Annotated in this window: 21 protein-coding genes; 10 read left to right on the forward strand and 11 right to left on the reverse strand. The window is 50.4% G+C overall.

The genetic code is table 11. The annotated features are described in order from the left end of the window. Nucleotides 1-8 precede the first annotated feature (8 nt). The 3 genes from EVJ33_RS08535 to EVJ33_RS08545 all read right to left on the reverse strand — a co-directional run bounded on the left by EVJ33_RS08535 (nt 9) and on the right by EVJ33_RS08545 (nt 2,376). Nucleotides 9-1,046 (reverse strand): iron-siderophore ABC transporter substrate-binding protein, encoded by a 1,038-nt coding sequence (locus EVJ33_RS08535; RefSeq protein ID WP_131436273.1) that lies wholly within the window; start codon nt 1,044-1,046, stop codon nt 9-11. 169 nt (nt 1,047-1,215) lie between these two features. Continuing rightward, nucleotides 1,216-1,713 (reverse strand): hypothetical protein, encoded by a 498-nt coding sequence (locus tag EVJ33_RS08540; protein ID WP_131436275.1) that lies wholly within the window; start codon nt 1,711-1,713, stop codon nt 1,216-1,218. Nucleotides 1,714-1,776: 63 nt separating this feature from the next. Continuing rightward, nucleotides 1,777-2,376: an FMN-binding negative transcriptional regulator gene (locus EVJ33_RS08545; protein WP_131436277.1), complete on the reverse strand. Its 600-nt coding sequence runs from the start codon at nt 2,374-2,376 to the stop codon at nt 1,777-1,779. 96 nt (nt 2,377-2,472) lie between these two features. Here EVJ33_RS08545 and EVJ33_RS08550 point away from each other — a divergent pair, with 96 nt between their 5' ends. The 3 genes from EVJ33_RS08550 to EVJ33_RS08560 all read left to right on the forward strand — a co-directional run bounded on the left by EVJ33_RS08550 (nt 2,473) and on the right by EVJ33_RS08560 (nt 3,847). Beyond that, nucleotides 2,473-2,979 carry a peroxiredoxin family protein gene (locus EVJ33_RS08550; protein WP_131436279.1) on the forward strand — a complete coding sequence of 169 codons (507 nt, stop codon included), beginning with the start codon at nt 2,473-2,475 and terminating at the stop codon, nt 2,977-2,979. A 111-nt stretch (nt 2,980-3,090) separates the two neighbouring features. Beyond that, nucleotides 3,091-3,513 carry a hypothetical protein gene (locus EVJ33_RS08555; RefSeq protein ID WP_131436281.1) on the forward strand — a complete coding sequence of 141 codons (423 nt, stop codon included), beginning with the start codon at nt 3,091-3,093 and terminating at the stop codon, nt 3,511-3,513. Between the two features lie 13 nt (nt 3,514-3,526). Further along, complete coding sequence (locus EVJ33_RS08560) at nt 3,527-3,847, forward strand: thioredoxin family protein (RefSeq protein WP_236634576.1); 321 nt, start codon at nt 3,527-3,529, stop codon at nt 3,845-3,847. A gap of 36 nt (nt 3,848-3,883) precedes the next feature. On the opposite strand, the gene EVJ33_RS08565 is transcribed toward EVJ33_RS08560, so the two are convergent. Continuing rightward, on the reverse strand, nt 3,884-4,108 hold the full coding sequence (locus EVJ33_RS08565; protein ID WP_131436283.1) for a glutaredoxin family protein: 225 nt from the start codon (nt 4,106-4,108) through the stop codon (nt 3,884-3,886). Nucleotides 4,109-4,190: 82 nt separating this feature from the next. Between EVJ33_RS08565 and EVJ33_RS08570 the strand changes: the two genes are divergently transcribed. Together EVJ33_RS08570 and EVJ33_RS08575 are read left to right on the forward strand one after the other, a co-directional pair. Beyond that, the gene (locus EVJ33_RS08570; protein WP_131436284.1) at nt 4,191-4,871 is read left to right on the forward strand and encodes a Crp/Fnr family transcriptional regulator; all 681 of its coding nucleotides are present in this window, start codon (nt 4,191-4,193) and stop codon (nt 4,869-4,871) included. A gap of 10 nt (nt 4,872-4,881) precedes the next feature. After that, on the forward strand, nt 4,882-5,568 hold the full coding sequence (locus EVJ33_RS08575) for a haloacid dehalogenase type II (RefSeq protein ID WP_131436285.1): 687 nt from the start codon (nt 4,882-4,884) through the stop codon (nt 5,566-5,568). Here the strand turns inward: EVJ33_RS08575 and paiA are convergent. Further along, entirely contained in the window at nt 5,543-6,061 is a 519-nt protein-coding gene (gene paiA / locus EVJ33_RS08580; protein ID WP_131436286.1) for a spermidine/spermine N(1)-acetyltransferase, read from the reverse strand. The genes EVJ33_RS08575 and paiA overlap by 26 nt on opposite strands. Before the next feature lie 12 nt (nt 6,062-6,073). After that, a complete protein-coding gene (locus EVJ33_RS08585) occupies nt 6,074-6,526 on the reverse strand; it encodes a MarR family winged helix-turn-helix transcriptional regulator (RefSeq protein WP_131436288.1) in 453 nt (150 codons plus the stop codon). A gap of 142 nt (nt 6,527-6,668) precedes the next feature. Here EVJ33_RS08585 and EVJ33_RS08590 point away from each other — a divergent pair, with 142 nt between their 5' ends. Together EVJ33_RS08590 and EVJ33_RS08595 are read left to right on the forward strand one after the other, a co-directional pair. Next, nucleotides 6,669-7,025: a DUF2200 domain-containing protein gene (locus EVJ33_RS08590; protein ID WP_131436290.1), complete on the forward strand. Its 357-nt coding sequence runs from the start codon at nt 6,669-6,671 to the stop codon at nt 7,023-7,025. After that, entirely contained in the window at nt 7,025-7,447 is a 423-nt protein-coding gene (locus tag EVJ33_RS08595; protein WP_131436292.1) for a DUF1801 domain-containing protein, read from the forward strand. The genes EVJ33_RS08590 and EVJ33_RS08595 overlap by 1 nt, the downstream gene beginning before the upstream one ends. 50 nt (nt 7,448-7,497) lie before the next feature. Here EVJ33_RS08595 and EVJ33_RS08600 read toward each other — a convergent pair whose 3' ends face one another. From EVJ33_RS08600 to EVJ33_RS08615, 3 genes are all read right to left on the reverse strand, one after another. Then, nucleotides 7,498-8,160: an ABC transporter ATP-binding protein gene (locus EVJ33_RS08600; protein WP_131436294.1), complete on the reverse strand. Its 663-nt coding sequence runs from the start codon at nt 8,158-8,160 to the stop codon at nt 7,498-7,500. Then, nucleotides 8,157-9,377: an ABC transporter permease family protein gene (locus EVJ33_RS08605; RefSeq protein ID WP_131436295.1), complete on the reverse strand. Its 1,221-nt coding sequence runs from the start codon at nt 9,375-9,377 to the stop codon at nt 8,157-8,159. The genes EVJ33_RS08600 and EVJ33_RS08605 overlap by 4 nt, the downstream gene beginning before the upstream one ends. A gap of 579 nt (nt 9,378-9,956) precedes the next feature. Beyond that, nucleotides 9,957-11,666, reverse strand: coding sequence for a methyl-accepting chemotaxis protein (locus EVJ33_RS08615; protein ID WP_131436300.1), 1,710 nt, complete (start codon nt 11,664-11,666; stop codon nt 9,957-9,959). 206 nt (nt 11,667-11,872) lie between these two features. Here EVJ33_RS08615 and EVJ33_RS08620 point away from each other — a divergent pair, with 206 nt between their 5' ends. Then, complete coding sequence (locus tag EVJ33_RS08620; protein ID WP_131436302.1) at nt 11,873-12,520, forward strand: TVP38/TMEM64 family protein; 648 nt, start codon at nt 11,873-11,875, stop codon at nt 12,518-12,520. Nucleotides 12,521-12,633: 113 nt separating this feature from the next. Then, the gene (locus EVJ33_RS08625) at nt 12,634-14,160 is read left to right on the forward strand and encodes a methyl-accepting chemotaxis protein (protein ID WP_131436304.1); all 1,527 of its coding nucleotides are present in this window, start codon (nt 12,634-12,636) and stop codon (nt 14,158-14,160) included. 36 nt (nt 14,161-14,196) lie between these two features. On the opposite strand, the gene EVJ33_RS15435 is transcribed toward EVJ33_RS08625, so the two are convergent. Both EVJ33_RS15435 and EVJ33_RS08630 read right to left on the reverse strand, forming a co-directional pair. Continuing rightward, the gene (locus tag EVJ33_RS15435) at nt 14,197-14,373 is read right to left on the reverse strand and encodes a hypothetical protein (protein ID WP_161566919.1); all 177 of its coding nucleotides are present in this window, start codon (nt 14,371-14,373) and stop codon (nt 14,197-14,199) included. 186 nt (nt 14,374-14,559) lie between these two features. Continuing rightward, nucleotides 14,560-15,420, reverse strand: a complete 861-nt coding sequence (locus tag EVJ33_RS08630) for an SDR family oxidoreductase (protein ID WP_131436305.1) — start codon at nt 15,418-15,420, stop codon at nt 14,560-14,562. A 147-nt stretch (nt 15,421-15,567) separates the two neighbouring features. Between EVJ33_RS08630 and EVJ33_RS08635 the strand changes: the two genes are divergently transcribed. Further along, nucleotides 15,568-15,999 carry an Rrf2 family transcriptional regulator gene (locus EVJ33_RS08635; RefSeq protein ID WP_131436307.1) on the forward strand — a complete coding sequence of 144 codons (432 nt, stop codon included), beginning with the start codon at nt 15,568-15,570 and terminating at the stop codon, nt 15,997-15,999. Nucleotides 16,000-16,032 lie beyond the last annotated feature (33 nt).

The raw sequence follows: 16,032 nt of genomic DNA on the forward strand, positions 1-16,032 counted from the left end.
TCATTTGATTACTCGACTTTCGCGAGTGCTTCTGACACGAGTTTCACGTAGTCGTCGATCGTGTATTCGATCGAGAGTGGTGATGGTGTCCCAGCAGCCGCGAGCGGCGTGTTGTCTTCGATCATGACGACCGAACCGCGTTTGATGGCCGGCACTTTGCTGTAGAGCGGGTCAGCTTGAAGTGCTTTCAACGTCTCTTCGTTCCCGTAGGCAACGAAGATGTCGACATCGTTCAAGATATCAGCGTTCTCTGAGCTGAGCTCGAGGTAGAAGCTGTTCTCATCTTTGATTTGGCTTGTGATGTTCTCAGGGTACTCCATGCCGAGCTCTTCGATGAAGGCACCGCGCGGGTCACCTGTCGTGTAGATGTAGAACTTCGACAGATCGTCCGGGCTGAGCGCGATGAATGCCGCTTTCTTCCCTTTCATCTCCGGTACTTCAGCCGCCTTGTCGGCGATGAGTTTCTCTGTGTCTTCAATCAACTGTTTGCCTTCTGCTTCCATGCCCATGGCCATTGAGTCGTAACGAACCGTGTCCTGCCATGATGACACCCAAGGCGTCTCTTGGTATGCGACGACCGGTGCGATCTCAGTCAACGTATCATAATCTTCTTGCGTGATGCCTGAGTAGGCAGCGAGAATGACGTCCGGCTGTGAGTCGGCGATCGCTTCGAAGTCGAGGCCGTCCGTATCTTGATAGATGTTTGGGTTTTCTTCACCGAGGTCTTTCAACTTGTCAGCCGTCCATGGCAACATGCCGCTGCCGTCTTGGACACCGTAGTTCGCAGCCGAGAAACCGACTGGTACGACGTCAAGCGCGAGCGCCACGTCTTGGTTCGACCAACCGACCGTTGCGACGCGTTCTGGCTTCTTGTCGATGACCGTCTCGCCTAACGCGTGTTTGATTGTGATCGGATAGCCTTCTGCCGTTTCAGCAGATTCATCTGTCGTGGCTGCATCTTCATTGTTCGAGCCGCATCCTGCGAGCACGAGCACGAAAGCAGACATGATGATGAACATATGTAGCATTTTCTTGTAGCTTTTCATGATTTAATCCCCTTTTTTCTCTATGACAACGTTCTGACGCCGACATTGATAATCATTATCATTTATGAGTATAGGATGAATTCAGGAGTGCTGTCAATCTGAACTTCAAGATATCTTTCAAAAAATAGAAACAGCCCGCTTCTCTCGACTGGTGAGATGCGGGCTTTCGTCATAACGTTTGATTGGCCAAGTTGATTAATTGTTGAACCTGCAAACGGGTCTCATCATCGAGTTCGACGGAATTGCCATCGATGTAGTAGATGATTCGGGTGGTAAAGCCGTCTTTGTTCTTCCACCACAACCCTTGTGACGTCGATTCCGTCTCATCATAGAAAGCAGATGTCCCGTCCGCAAGTACGTATTGGTCTCCGTATGATGAGAGGTCGTCCATGTCTGTAGGTTCATCGACGACTTTAAGGACGATGTAACGCAGTTCTTGTGCCGTCTCCTCGTTCACATAATGAAATACGAAATTATGGAGATGATGTGGCACTTGAATGTCGATTTCTGTATAACGCCGTGTGATTTCAAACGGAAACGCAATCGGTTCTTCAAAAACGTGTCTAATCGGTGGGTTCGGCGGATCTGCCCAGTCCGTCGCCAGCTCCACCAAGGCCAAGATGATGATCAGCCCACCTAGTATTCGTACAATCCATTTCATCTTCATTGATTTTCGCTCGCTTCATAAATAGATTTAAGTTCCAAACTTATGATACGTCGAATCAATGCTTTACGATTGCCGCTTCTCGCGCATCACGTCCGCCAGCGGACACCCTGCTTGTTCGAGCTCTGTGACGATTCGTGTATAATCCGTTTCGTTACGATTTTGGCTCAGCTTGAACGCCGCCTGCATCTCCGAAATCTCGATGCGGAACCCGACGACCCCGTACTTCTGCCGCTGCACCGGTTCGGATAGTTCTTCCCAAACGACGGCGTGATGGCGGTCTCCTTCATGGTCCCGCAATAGCCCGGCCAAGTCTTCCTCGAGTTGTGCCGCGTTCAAGATGGTCGCCTGTCCGTATGCATGCACCGCCTGATAGTTCCACGTCGAGACGTCCTCATGCCCGTACCATGACGCGGAGACGTAGGCGTCCGGACCTTGGATAATCAAGAGCACGGTCTGATCTTCAATCGTTTGCCATTGTGGATTGTTTTTCGCGATGTGCGTCGTGAACCAGGTGTGACCGTCCTCTTCATGAAACCGGAGCGGTACGTGCGTCGCGATCGGCTTCTGTCCGTCATGCGTGACGACGGTGCCGAACGGGTGTGCCTTCAGAAAGGCATGGACTTCTTTTGAATCGTTTACGGCGTATAGTTTTGGGACGTACATCGTATTCCTCCTATCGTGTTAGCTAGCTTACAAACAAAATAATGCGTGGCATGTTAGGCTGGATTCCTGACGATCATATACAGAGGAGGAATTCCATTGGCTACACTATTCAACTTACGTGACAAGGCCCCTGACATCCAGTTGCCGGACGTGTCAGGAGACTCGTTCTCACTCGCAGAATCGATTGAACGACACGACGGCTGGCATCTCATCATCTTCTTCCGCGGTGCTTGGTGCCCGGTCTGTGTCCAAGACTTGAAAGAGCTCGAGAGCCAACAAGGCTACTTCCAAGACAAAGGCATCCGTCTCGTGACGATCTCGACCGACAAAGCTGAGGACTTGAAACAAATGGTCGACGACAACGCGCTCAGCTTCCCGGTCCTTCACGACGAGACGCTCGAGACGTTGCTCGACTATGGCGTGCAGTATCATGGTACCGACGCTCCATATGCCGACCACGGTGAGCACGGAGAACCGGCTTACTTCCTCATCGATGAAGGTGGACGGCTGTTGTATCAACAGATTCAGACGAGCCCGTTCGGCCGTCTGACGGCGACCGAGCTCCGAAAGATCGTCCAATACATCAAAAAGAATCTCAAATGACAAGATGGCGCCGAACCGGCGTCATTTTTTTTCGGGTTTGTAAGGACGGTTACAGAAATATCGCCCCATCCGATATACGCTTATTGTATCAAACTAGAAGGAGTGAGGAAGATGAAACGGTACGTGGTCAACGGCGTGATTGGTGGAGTGATCGGCGGGATTTTGTTCGGGCTCTTCATGCAGATGATGGGCATGATTGGCATGATTGCGAGCATGGTCGGCAGTGAGAGCCTCGTCGTCGGTTGGATCGTTCATATGATCATCAGCGTCATCTTCGGGGTCACGTTCGGACTCGGACACTTGGTCATCTCGAACCTTTGGACGCTCGCCGTTCTGTTCGGGATTGGCATTTGGATCGTCGGACCGCTCGTCGTCATGCCGCTCATGATGGGCATGGGGACGAACCTCGCGAACGCGTTCGCCCCGGATCAATTGATGAGCCTTGTCACACATCTATTCTTCTCATTCATCTTAGCCATCGTCTTCAAGCTACGAACGGAAAAACAAGTCGCACCGAAAGCGGCCATACGCTAATGGAGGAAAACACATGAACATCACAACCGAGCAACAATTCGAACAACTCGTCTCATCCAACGACCATACGATCGTCAAATTCTACACGGACTGGTGCCCGGACTGCAGACGGCTCGACGCCTTCATGCCGGACGTCACCTCGACATTGGGTGACATGCCGCTCCATACGCTCAATAAGGACAAGCTGCCTGCCCTGTCCGAACGTGAGCAAGTGATGGGCATCCCGAGCCTGCTCGTGTATAAGAACGGCGAAAAGATTGGACATCTTCATAGCGCGAACGCGAAGACACCAGGAGAAGTCACCGAGTTTTTAGCCGCATACGTCACACCATGACCAAAAGGGAGCCAGATCGCTCCCTTTTTGACCTGTTCACTTATTCAATTCGAGCTCGTCCCATAACGCTTTTCCGGTGAAGACGCGCGCTTCGTCGACGAGCGTCGGCGTCACGAGTGGCTGGTTCAATTTGAGCAGTTCTTCGACGTAGCGGGGCTCCTCGAATAGGTTCTTCTCGATGAACGGGATGGCCAATTCGTTCAGGCGCAATTTGACCAAGTGACAACGGGAGCAGCCGTCAATCGTATACAGTTCGAGCATAGCACGTCCCCCTTTTCCTCATTGTATCGTTTACAATTTAAGTAGACAGTAATACAGATTACTAGAAAGTGAGGTGCCACCGATGGACAAATTAACATTGCTCTCGCACATCAGCTTGTTCGACGAGCTGCCGATGCAAGAGTTGAAAGTGATCGACGCGATGAGCCAGATGCGACCGGTCAAAAAAGGGAAGATCATCGTCTCCCCGGACGCTCCGATCCCGGCGCTGTTCTTGTTGAAAGAAGGACAGGTCCGGCTCTACCGGATGAATCAGCACGGCAAACAGTTCACCGTCGATATTTTGACGAGCGGCAACATCTTCGGCGAGACGGCGACACTCTCGTTGACCGATGATGACTTGTACGCCGAGGCGATGACCGACACGTACTTGTGTACGATCGGGGTCGACGAGTTCGAACAGTTCATCGAGAAGAACCCGAAAATCGCCTTGAAGCTAATCAATATCCTCTCCGAACGGCTGAAAGACTTATACGCGCTCAGTGAAAAGATCGCCTTGACCGATGTAAAATACCGCATCCTCTATCTCCTGCTGAAGTTGAGCGAGAAGAGCGGCGAGCGGAAGAAAGACTGGCAGACGATCAATATCAAATTGACCCACGCCGATATCGCAGCCATGGTCGGGACGACACGCGAGACGACGAGCGTCATCATGTCTAATTTGAAGAAAGAAGGGTATATCAAAAAGGGACTGCGCCTATCGATTCATGCCGATAAAGTGAAACAGGCGCTAGACGACCTTTAGGAGGGATTTGATGAAACCGACGATCCAAGCGTTCGTGTTCGATGTATACGGGACTTTGTTCGACGTCCATTCCGTCAAGACGGCGTGTGACGAACAGTTCCCGGGGAAAGGTGAACAGATCAGCCAAGCGTGGCGGACGAAACAGCTCGACTACTTTTTCACCCGTCATATCATGGGCCGCTATGAGGACTTCTCCGTCGTCACGCGCGACGCCCTGCGGTATGCTTTGTCGGCGGCCGAAGTGACGTGGACGACCGAGACCGAGGACGCGTTAATGGCCACGTATGCCGAGTTGTCGCCATATGACGAAGTCGCAGATGTGTTGCAGCAGCTACAGCATAAACAGACCATCGTTCTCTCAAACGGGACGGACGCGATGCTCAAGGAACTCATTAAAAATGCGGGATTCACCGACCTATTCGACGAACTCGTCAGCATCGATGGCATCAAACAAGCCAAGCCGTCACCGGCCGCCTATATGCACTGGTTCAAGAACAGAGGATTGAAGCGCGACGAGGTACTATTTATGTCCTCGAACGGTTGGGACATCGCCGGTGCGAAGAACTTTGGGTTCCATACGGCTTGGATCAACCGCGATGGCAAACCAATCGCCATGCCCGACCTGGCCCCTGACGCCGTCTACGAAGACTTGTCCGGGATATTGGAATGGGTCACGGACGAAGCGGCTTGGCCATAATCAAGTCGACTTGGGCGTCGTCACCCATATAGAACGTGTGCGCCCCGGTCTGGACGAAACCATGTTTTCGGTAAAAGGCGAGCGCTTTATGGTTGTGTTCCCAGACACCGAGCCAGATCTCATGTTTGTTCAGCTCGTTCGCACACTGGATGGCCTGGTCGTACAACGCTTTCCCGACGCCGCTTCCTTGGTAGACGCGTCGCACATAAATCCGTTCGAGTTCGAACGCCTCCTCACCCATGGCCTCGGTCTGGGCGTTGTTGGCGTTCACTTTCAAGTAGCCGGCCACCTCCCCGTCGAGTATGGCGAAGAAGAACTGTGAGTCCGGATTCGAAAGCTCTTTTTTAAGTTGCGGCACGTTGTACGCCCGTTCGAGATACGCCGCAAGATGCACCGGGTCGTTCTCCGCTTCGAACGTCTCCGTGAACGTCTCGATGCTGATGTCTCGGAGCGCATCGACGTCTTCCATCGTGCAACCTTTGATTGTGATCATATTTTTCCCCCTCTAGTAGTCTCGCTTCTTCCCTTTCTTCACCGCATCCCAGTCCCCTTCGATATTGTGGCGGACCCGCTTCAACAGCCGGAGCAGCTGCTCGGCTTCTTGGTCACTCAGCCCGGAGAGCGCGACGTCCGTCGAATGCTCGTGCTCGCGGATGATGACCGGGTACAATCCTTTGCCCCGTTCGGTCGGGACGAGTCGTTTGATTTTCTTATTGTTCGGATCGTCCTGCTTCGTGATTAGTCCGTTCGTCTCCAACTTTTGAATCGCCCGCGCCGCCGTCGTCCGGTCGACTTTGATCAGTTCGGAGAGCTTCTCTTGGATGATGCCTGGTTCTTCACAAATCCGGACTAAATACAGATATTGCCCTTTCGTCAGCTCGAGCTCTTTGAACTCGATGTTGCTGATCGAATCGAGGGCACGGGCAATCATCCCGATTTCACGCAACTGGTCTCTCATACAATCCTCCTAATTGTTGTATTTGCAATACGTTACGTCTAGTATAGTTGAATTAGTTGCATTTACAACAAAAAACATTTTGGATGTGAGCTTTGATTGTGTGAGAAAATGAAGGTATCTTTCCACGAAACGAGGGGATTTCATGGTACACCGCATTTACACGACGAGCTTCGCGAGCGTCTATCCGCTTTATGTCGCGAAAGCCGAACGAAAAGGACGGACGAAAGACGAAGTCGATACGATTATTCGCTGGTTGACCGGTTATGACGAGGCTGGGCTCGAGCGCCAACTCGCTGCCGAGGTCGATTTTGACACGTTCTTTGCCACGGCACCTAAGATGAACGAAGACCGTGCCTTGATCAAAGGAGTCGTTTGCGGCGTCCGCGTCGAGAACGTCGAGGAGCCGCTCATGCGCGAGATCCGTTACTTGGATAAACTCGTCGATGAACTCGCCAAAGGCAAGGCGATGGCGAAAATTTTACGAGGAGGCGACGTCTGATGGACTATACGACACTCGTCGACGACAAACGACTCGACGCCTTCATCCGTTTGATTGATGTCATCGATGCGAACTTGCCGGCCGGGTTCGAGAAGACGACCGATGGGAACGGCATCCATTATGTCGTCCCGCTGTCGACGTATCCATCCGGGTATCACGTCACGCCGGGCACCCCGCTCCCTTTCTTGAGCGTCATCGCCCAAAAGAATCATGTCGCCGTGTATCATATGGGCGTCTACAGTGACCCGGAACTGCTCCGCTGGTTCGAGGAATCCTACGCCGTACAAGTGCCGACGAAGTTGAACATGGGCAAGAGCTGTATCCGTTTCGGCAACGTCAAACACATCCCGTATGTGTTGATTGGCGAGCTCGTCTCGAAGATGACACCGGATCAATGGATTGCGGCTTACGAGTCACGCTAAAACAGGCAGGTCGACAATCGACCTGCCTTTCGTCATTCATGGAACATATCTCATTCCTTCATTTCGAGCGTGATGATGCGGTCGTGACGATGGGCCACGTCTAAATCATGCGTCACGGTGATCACCGTCGTATTAAATTCTTTGTTCATTTCAAACAGTAGATCGATGATTTTTTCTTTGTTTTTTGAATCTAATGACGCCGTCGGTTCATCTGATAAAATGATTTGAGGATTCATCATGACTGCCCTCGCAAAAACAGCTCTAGACCGTTGCCCCCCCGAACACTCAAGTGGTTTCTTTTTCAAAATGGGCTCGATTCCAATCTTCTGAACAATTCGTTCAAAGTGTTTTTGGGCGCTGGGATTTTTTTCGATATTGGCATACAGGAGAGGCAATTTGATATTATCCTCGATGGTCAAAGAGTTAATGAGCGCGGAATCTTGAAGAACAAATCCAATCTTTTGATTGCGCCATTCCGCCAGTTTATTTCGTGACAACTCCTTCACCGCTGAACCAAACAGCTCGTAGCTTCCTTCGTATTGTGTATCGAGCAACCCGATAATATTAAGCAGCGACGTTTTTCCGACCCCAGACTCTCCGATGATTGACACTCTTTCCCCGGGTTGAATTTCCAACTCAAAATCATTCAAGATTGAAAAACCTTTCTGTTTGAACGTTTTGTTCTGAATTTTTAACTTCATAATGCGATTCATTGTAAAACCCCCACCGAGATTGGAATCCTTTTTATTTTTCGTAGCGTCAGTTCAACAATCGTTAACCCAATCATCAGATTGATTAAAAGAACCATGAGTAAAGCAAGCCAATCCATACTGATCAAACCAAATAGCCCGTACGTTGCAAAAACGGCGTCTTTTCTAATCCAATAGCCGTATCGATTGAACGCAATGACTATGAACAACACGGCTAAAATCACTGAAAACAACATTCCGAAGTAACTATAAAAAATCGTTCTCAGTTTGGAATAACTTAATCCAACTAATAAATTGATGGTAAACTCTTTGATCATCAATCGAACACTCGTCAACGTGGTCCACGTTGCTAGACCAACAAGGATAACAAGCAGAACGAAGGTGATGGCACAGATTATTTTTATCGAGTTCGCATAATAGGCCTCAAAGTAATCAAAGTTTTCTTGTTGACTAAAAAAGTTAAGTTTCAGACCTATATTTTCTTGAACGTATTCATTCAAGTCCGCAGCTTCCTCTTTTGTCGAATCGAGTAGCACCAGATCCATCAATCCGTTCACATGAAGGTCTAGGCCCGCACGTTGAATGAATTGTTCGTTCACCGGGAGGAGAATCGCAAAATTAAAATAGTTTTTTGAATCGGGCGCATAGAAATTAGACCGGTGCGTATTCTTCTCTAAAACCCCTTGAACGTTTAAATTAACCACTCGCTGGGTGACTGGATCCATGGTCTCAATCGTTGATCCCACAGGATATGTCGAGGCTAGACCGGCACCGACTAAAACAGGGATTTGATTTTCGTCCACCTGATAATCAAAATATAAATCGTTTCCTTCAGATAATTCATACTGGTTGATTCTATAGGCATCTTCATTGATATAACTGAAAGAAAGTTCCATGTCATGCTCATTGTCCAATACAGCGCCAAACCCATCGGCTTGAAAAGCGTATGTATAGTTGTCATTTAGATAGTCGTATAACTTTTGTGTATCTTTGACATCGATTTTATCAAACTTCGCTTCATGATCGGGGTCTAGATTCGCAATGAAATTGCCTTCTTGATTAAAAACAGCGACATCTTGATAACCTTGAAATGTTGAAATAATGGACCGTGCAGCAATGAAAGAAAGAGAGTTGGCTAGGAACAGTAAGGCAACCATACTCAACACCAAAATCCATCGCTTCAAAAAGATTTTAGTTATAAAAAAGTGTAAAATTTTCATTTGTTCGTCACCTGACCCGCACTAACTAGTATGTATAGAATAAAAATAAAGACTAAATAGAGATTGCTCGTTCCAATCACATTTAAATAAAGGCCTAATAAAAGGGATGCTACGAAGCTGAACATTAGTATCGTTAGACTGTTCAACATGTATCGGGTGATAATCCCTTCGCGTGTATCACCCACAAGGATTCGGCAGGATATTTCTGTCTTCTTTCGATTCAAAAATTGATAGTGAAACACAATCATCGTAAATGTAAGAGAAATACTTATAATCAGTCGATAGTCTACAATACTTTCTATAAAACCCTCTAAAAGAGAAGCAACTTCTACGTTCGAAATTTGTACATAAACCAATAACAAATTTGAAGTAAAGCACATGAGATAGATGCCAAATGCCTCTAACACGTCGCTGAATCTAAATAATGAGTATTTCATAAGCCACTCCTTACCGTAGAGAATGAATACGAATCCATTTTTACATAATTTATATATAAAAGGAAACGGGAGGAAATAATGTACCAGCTTCATTTACATCAAACACAAAAACAGGCAGGTCGATTGTCGACCTGCCTGTTCGTTACACGTTGAATCGTTTTGTCATTTGACGCATCTCGTCTGCCATGTTCGACAGTTCTTGGGCCGAGGCCGTGATTTCTTCCATCGACGCCATCTGTTCTTCTGTCGCCGCCGAGGTGTTCTCGGTTTCGGTCGCGGTCGTCTCGGTGATGCCTTGAATCTCGTTCACGGACGTCAAAATCTCGGTCGCCCCGGCTGCCATCTCTTGGACGGCGCCCGACACTTCCTCCACTTTTTGTCCGACTTCTTCAATCGCCCGTTTGATGTCCTCGAACGCATCGCCCGCTTGTTGGACGTTCGTGACACTATGGCCCATCTCACTCTCGACGATGTGCATCGTTTGGACGGCTTGTTTTGTTTCTGTCTGCGTATCCCCAATCAAACCGGAGATCCGTTTCGTCGCCACGGCCGACTCTTCAGCGAGTTTACGGACTTCTGAGGCGACGACGGCGAATCCGCGTCCTTGGTCGCCGGCCCGTGCCGCTTCGATGGCCGCATTCAAGGCGAGCAAGTTCGTCTGTTCGGCGATACCGGAGATGGTACCGGTGATGCTGCCGATTTCTTGCGAGCGGACGTCGAGTTGGCCGATGACCGTCTGCAACGCCTTCACTTTCTCGTTCATCGCCTCGAGCTGGGACTCGAGCGTCTCAATCAATTCATTGCCGGTCCCGACTTTTTGAAGAGCCCCGTCCGACAACTCCGTCATATGTTGGGCGCTATTCGAGACGTGATGAATCCCGTTCGTCAGTTCGGTCAATGTGCTGTTCGACTCTTTCACTCGTGTCAATTGACGGAGCGAGCCCGACGCAATCTCCTCCATCGTGACAGCGACCATCTCTGTCGCTTTCGTCGTCTCTTCGACGTTCGATTTCAAGTCGTCCGATGACGTCGCGACACGTCCCGCCGTCGACGTGACATTGCCAATCAAGTCACGCAAGTTATCTTTCATCTGATTGAAAGATACCGCGAGCGAGCCGATCTCATCACGTGACGTGTACGTGCTGTCGACCGTCAAGTCTCCTTCACCGGCTCGGCTCATGAGTCCATTCAACTCACGGACCGGTCGCACGATGAGACGCGTGATGTAGACCCCGAGTCCGATGGAGACGAGCGCCCCGATGGCGACGAGTGCCCAAAACGTGAGGACAGATTGTTCACGTCCTGCTTGCATTTCCGCACTCGCCGTCTCCGCTTCTTGATTGATTCCATCCATGACGACCGTGGCCGTCTCGACCAAATTTTGACGAATTGGTCGCAAGTCGTTCGTATAGACACGGTACGCCGCCGCATTCTCATTTCGAAGTGCCGGCTGAAGCACGAGCTCGGTCCCTTCGAGGTACGCTGTGATTTCAGCGTTCAAGTCGTCGACCCGATTTTGTATCTCCGCGTCCGTCGAGGCGAACGTCTCATTGAATAGCGCCACATTCGTCCCGATGCTGTCGCGCCGTTCACTAATATTCGCCTGTAACTCTTCATTCCGTGCCGCATCTGTTGTGAGCATCAATTCAAGCAAATGACTATCAAGTGCCCGGTTATCGGTCCGAATCTGACCGAGCGCGCGAATCGGCAGCAACCGTTCTTCATAAATGGCTTCTCCTGCGTCGGCTATCCTGCCTATAAAGACGTGACTAAGCGCCGCGACGAGGACGAGTGTCGCGATAAAAACGGTGATGAGCACCGACAACTTTTTGGACATGTTCAAATTTTTCATGATTATCCCTCCCATCTGCTTTATCGTAGGAAAGGATGTTGGAATGAAGCGTATTTGCACATGCATTGACCTAAGTTTCGATTTTCGGCGCCGTTCTCGGATCGACAACACATTGAGCACTAATTTGTAAGCTAGCTCACGATGATTTAGATGTAAAATGCGATACGATAAATAAAAGACGAATCGACTCGAAAGGAATGATTCCCGTGCCACGCCCTCTCAAAATCAGCCTCATGCTCGCCGTGTTCGGGAGCATCTTCTATATCACCCATTTCCATTATGAGCTTCGCCCGTCTGACGTCCGTGACATCGTCTTGTCGTTCGGATGGTGGGGACCCGTCGTCTTCTTTCTCATTTACGCCATCGGCCCAATCATTTTCTTGCCGACATCCGTGCTGTCACTTGGGGCCGGGCTCGCATTCGGGGTGTGGCCCGGGGTCCTCTATATTATATTTGGTGCGACAGCGGCCGCGGTGACCGGTTACGTCATGGCACGTTTGTTTGGCCGATCGGTGCTCAAAGTCGAGAACTATCCGTGGTCGGAGAAGCTGTTCACGCAGATGGAGCAACGCGGCTTCCTATATGTGTTCGTCTTGCGTCTCATCCCACTCGTCAGCTTCGATTTGCTTAGCTACGCGGGCGGAATCGCGAAAGTCAAATTCAAGTCGTTCATCCTCGCTACCGTCCTTGGTATGCTACCCGGGACGCTCGCCTACAGCTTCCTCGGTGCAAGCCTCGCCTCAGGTAGCGTCACGTTAATCATTATCGCCGCCCTTGTCTTCGTCACATTGCTCGGTGTCACCTACTACTTCCGCGAACCGGTCAAACGCTGGCTCGGGCTCACTTCGAATTAGAGAAGCGCATCCGCTTCTCTTTTTTTTGCGTCGACGTGTAAATTCAGTAAACATTCTTGTCAATCGGACGATACTCTAGTAGCTATATTGACCCATCACCAGGAGGAATCTTTATGAGTTCTATGAAACGCAATCAGTTGATGCTCGTCACCACGTTTATTATTGTCTTCACATCTGTCATCGTTCACCTGCTCCACCGCTTCACGGATTTCGCCTATACGTACACCGTGCTCCGAAACGGCGCCGTCGACTATGCGTATCCCATCGCGACATGGATCCTGTTCGTCCTTCCGATTGTTCTATTCATTACTATGTTCGTCAGCCATCGCGTAAAACCGAATCTGTTTCCGTATTTGATGATGCTGACGCTCACGTTTTCGAGTATCTCGACCGTCGCCGGCGGGCAAGGGCTCGTCGAATATCACTTCTCGATTTTCGTCGTCTTGGCCATTCTATCGTTCATGCGCCGTATCGACTTAATCGTCTACAGCACCATCATCTTTGCGGTTCAACATTTAGCCGGCTACTTCTTGGTACCTGAAATCATTTGCGGGACGGCAGATTATCCGTTCAGCTTGTTGCTCGTCCATGCCGTCTATCTCGTGTTACTGAGTGCCGTGCTCGTCGCGCAAATTCACTTCCGTAACCTCGAATCGTCGCGAATTCAAGCACAGGAAGAGGAGACGCGCCGGTTGCTAAAACAAGCCGTCACCGATGCGAGCCAACTCGTCATGACACTAAAAAATCATGCAAACGAGCTTGAGACGGCAGCCAACCAGTCGCTCGAGTCTGGAGAACAGATTGCCGTCTCGGTCGACCCGATCGTCGCCCATGCGACCGAGCAAGAGACATCGATGAATCACGGTGCCGATGAGATTCAATCGATTCGCTCTCTCACCGCCCTCATCCAAGAGCGGATGGCTCAAACTGCTGCTGCTTCGTCACGGATTGCGGCCGATGCCATCGCCGGGAACGAAGATATGCAACGGATGGAAGCAAAAGTCGGTGAAATCATCAGTGAATCGGAACGGCTCGAACATGTCGTCACGACGATGTCGAACCGGTCGACGGAGATTCAAGCCATTCTGCAACATGTTGAAACCATTAGCGACCAGACGAATATGCTTGCTTTGAACGCATCCATCGAGGCAGCGCGAGCTGGTGATGCCGGTCGTGGTTTCGCCGTCGTCGCCTCTGAAGTCGGCAAACTCGCCGTCCAGTCCCGAGACTATGCAACCGAAATGACACGCGTCCTCGGCGGACTGATGGATGACACGACCGTCGTCCGGGATTCGGCACAATTGTTCAAACGCGCGACCGAGAACTGTCAAATCGTCTCGGCCGACGTGACCGCCGTCTTCCATCGCTTGACCGAAGACGTCTCCGAAATCGATGGTCAAATCAGTTCGATTCAAGAGACACGTCAACGTGTGACGTCTCAAATGGAGACGCTCGAGACGCGCCTCGCGACGACGAAACATGCAGCGAGTGAGCTGCAGCAACAGATTCAACACGTGGCTGCCGCCACCGAAGAACAAGTCGCTATTCAAAAAGAGTTGAGTCACATGTCCGATCGACTCGCTTCGACTGCGACCACGTTAGAAGACGTGACTGATCAGCTCGAAGCAAGAGCGAACTAAAAAACAGCCCGCGACTTTCGAATTCGCGGGCTGTTTTTATGAATGGCTAAAGAAAGAGATTTTTGCAGTCGATCGAACGACGAGGACCGTCACCAACATAAGCACAGCTGTGACTCTAAAGCCCAGATCTCCAATCACATGGAATTCATATCTCAACCCGAACAGTAAAACTAATCCGAGCACAACAGCCAATAGAAACATGATGTTTTTCATGTCTTTTTCCCTCCTTGAGACAATATTTTTAGTTACTGACCCTTGCAATATGTACACTTCAATTATCCACTTATTGTCAGTATACAAGATGAATCAAGTTAATTGGTAAATATGGGACGACAAATCGCTAGCATTCATCAAAAAACGTCACGTTCTCGAAAATCGAAAACGTGACGTCAGTATCGTTTATAGCGAAGAGACGAGCTTTTGAAGCGCCTCTTTGAGCGGCGTCACCGGACGACCGAGCACCAACTCGAAATCGTTCGACTCGACTTCGAGCGAGCCGTTACGGATGCTGTCCTGAATGCCAACGACGATCGGAATCGCCCCTTCCGGCACCCCGGCGCCGCGCATGACGCCAGCGTAAGCGTCATTACTCACTTCTTGGAGGGGCACCTCGCGGCCAAGCACCTCACTGAGTGCCTCGACGAGTTCGGCTTGCGTATGGAGCGGGCCTGACAATTCGAAGATGTCTTGTTCGAAATCGTCTGCCACCAAAACGTTCGCAATCGCTTCGGCGTAATCTTCCTGCAGCGCCCAACCGACTTTCCCGTCACGGGCCGCCGTCACCCAAGGTGCGCCGGCGAGCACGCCTTGAATGCTGCCCAGTTCGTTCTCTAAGTACCAGTTGTTGCGCAGAAACGCATGCGGGATCCCCGTGCGCTCGATTGCGCCTTCCGTCTCGACGTGCGGCGGTGCCATCAAGTTTTGGCTCTCTGTCGCGTCGGCGAGACTCGTATAGGCGATGAACGATACGCCTGCGCGTTCAGCCGCCTCGACGGCGTTCGCATGTTGACGGATGCGGGTGTCGTTGTCCCCGTCCGCTGAGATGATGAGCAGTCGTTCGACACCTTTGAACGCTTCATCGAGCGTCTCCGGCTTGTCGAAGTCGCCGTGTCGTACATCGACCCCTTTCGCTTTCAGTGCTTCTGCTTTTTCAGGGTTGCGGACGCTGACCGCGAGTTCACTTGCGGGTACCGACTTGAGCAACACATCGACAATTTTCGAACCGAGTTTTCCAGTCGCACCGGTGACTAAGTATTTCATAAATCATTTCCTCCCTTTAACCTGTAATTGAATCAGTTACATGTAATCATCATAGTTACAGCATCTTCGTTTGTCAATTGTTTGTTCCCTGTTATACTGAAGATGTAACCAATTCACTTACATGACTGTGCAGAAAGGTGTTAGCCTATGTCCATCAGTAGCCGTTTCGCGGTCGGCATTCATATCTTGACGTTGATCGAGGTCAATAAGGATGGCGTCACCTCGTCTGACTTTTTGGCCGGCAGCGTCAACACGAACCCGGCTTTGATCCGAAAAATCATGGCCATGTTGAAGAAAGCCGATTTGATCGAAGTGAAGCCTGGCGTAGCCGGAGCCAAACTGACGAAAGACTTGACCGAGATCTCGCTCTATGACGTCTATCACGCCGTCAGTGTCGTCGAGGAGAACGAACTGTTCAGCATCCACGACAACCCGAACCCGGCGTGTCCCGTCGGCCAACATATCCAAGCAACGATCGAGCCAATCTTTATCCACGCCCAATCAGCGATGGAGTCTGTGTTGAAGCACGTGACCCTCGCCGATGTCGTCAACGACATGGCTGATAAAACGAACACGTAAAACAAGGGAAACCCGAAGCGGGCTTCCCTTGTT

Source organism: Exiguobacterium sp. SL-10, from assembly GCF_004337025.1.
GTDB lineage: Bacteria > Bacillota > Bacilli > Exiguobacteriales > Exiguobacteriaceae > Exiguobacterium.

What these genes read in the sequence shown, in the direction of transcription:
- EVJ33_RS08625 (WP_131436304.1), top strand. Translation starts at nt 12,634, where the DNA reads ATGAGTTCTATGAAACGCAATCAGTTGATGCTCGTCACCACGTTTATT.
- EVJ33_RS08605 (WP_131436295.1), bottom strand. Translation starts at nt 9,377, where the DNA reads ATGAAAATTTTACACTTTTTTATAACTAAAATCTTTTTGAAGCGATGG.
- EVJ33_RS08600 (WP_131436294.1), bottom strand. Translation starts at nt 8,160, where the DNA reads ATGAATCGCATTATGAAGTTAAAAATTCAGAACAAAACGTTCAAACAG.
- EVJ33_RS08595 (WP_131436292.1), top strand. Translation starts at nt 7,025, where the DNA reads ATGGACTATACGACACTCGTCGACGACAAACGACTCGACGCCTTCATC.
- EVJ33_RS08630 (WP_131436305.1), bottom strand. Translation starts at nt 15,420, where the DNA reads ATGAAATACTTAGTCACCGGTGCGACTGGAAAACTCGGTTCGAAAATT.
- EVJ33_RS08545 (WP_131436277.1), bottom strand. Translation starts at nt 2,376, where the DNA reads ATGTACGTCCCAAAACTATACGCCGTAAACGATTCAAAAGAAGTCCAT.
- EVJ33_RS08615 (WP_131436300.1), bottom strand. Translation starts at nt 11,666, where the DNA reads ATGAAAAATTTGAACATGTCCAAAAAGTTGTCGGTGCTCATCACCGTT.
- EVJ33_RS08565 (WP_131436283.1), bottom strand. Translation starts at nt 4,108, where the DNA reads ATGCTCGAACTGTATACGATTGACGGCTGCTCCCGTTGTCACTTGGTC.
- EVJ33_RS08560 (WP_236634576.1), top strand. Translation starts at nt 3,527, where the DNA reads ATGAACATCACAACCGAGCAACAATTCGAACAACTCGTCTCATCCAAC.
- EVJ33_RS08540 (WP_131436275.1), bottom strand. Translation starts at nt 1,713, where the DNA reads ATGAAGATGAAATGGATTGTACGAATACTAGGTGGGCTGATCATCATC.
- EVJ33_RS08555 (WP_131436281.1), top strand. Translation starts at nt 3,091, where the DNA reads ATGAAACGGTACGTGGTCAACGGCGTGATTGGTGGAGTGATCGGCGGG.
- paiA (WP_131436286.1), bottom strand. Translation starts at nt 6,061, where the DNA reads ATGATCACAATCAAAGGTTGCACGATGGAAGACGTCGATGCGCTCCGA.
- EVJ33_RS15435 (WP_161566919.1), bottom strand. Translation starts at nt 14,373, where the DNA reads ATGAAAAACATCATGTTTCTATTGGCTGTTGTGCTCGGATTAGTTTTA.
- EVJ33_RS08575 (WP_131436285.1), top strand. Translation starts at nt 4,882, where the DNA reads ATGAAACCGACGATCCAAGCGTTCGTGTTCGATGTATACGGGACTTTG.
- EVJ33_RS08635 (WP_131436307.1), top strand. Translation starts at nt 15,568, where the DNA reads ATGTCCATCAGTAGCCGTTTCGCGGTCGGCATTCATATCTTGACGTTG.
- EVJ33_RS08535 (WP_131436273.1), bottom strand. Translation starts at nt 1,046, where the DNA reads ATGAAAAGCTACAAGAAAATGCTACATATGTTCATCATCATGTCTGCT.
- EVJ33_RS08570 (WP_131436284.1), top strand. Translation starts at nt 4,191, where the DNA reads ATGGACAAATTAACATTGCTCTCGCACATCAGCTTGTTCGACGAGCTG.
- EVJ33_RS08590 (WP_131436290.1), top strand. Translation starts at nt 6,669, where the DNA reads ATGGTACACCGCATTTACACGACGAGCTTCGCGAGCGTCTATCCGCTT.
- EVJ33_RS08585 (WP_131436288.1), bottom strand. Translation starts at nt 6,526, where the DNA reads ATGAGAGACCAGTTGCGTGAAATCGGGATGATTGCCCGTGCCCTCGAT.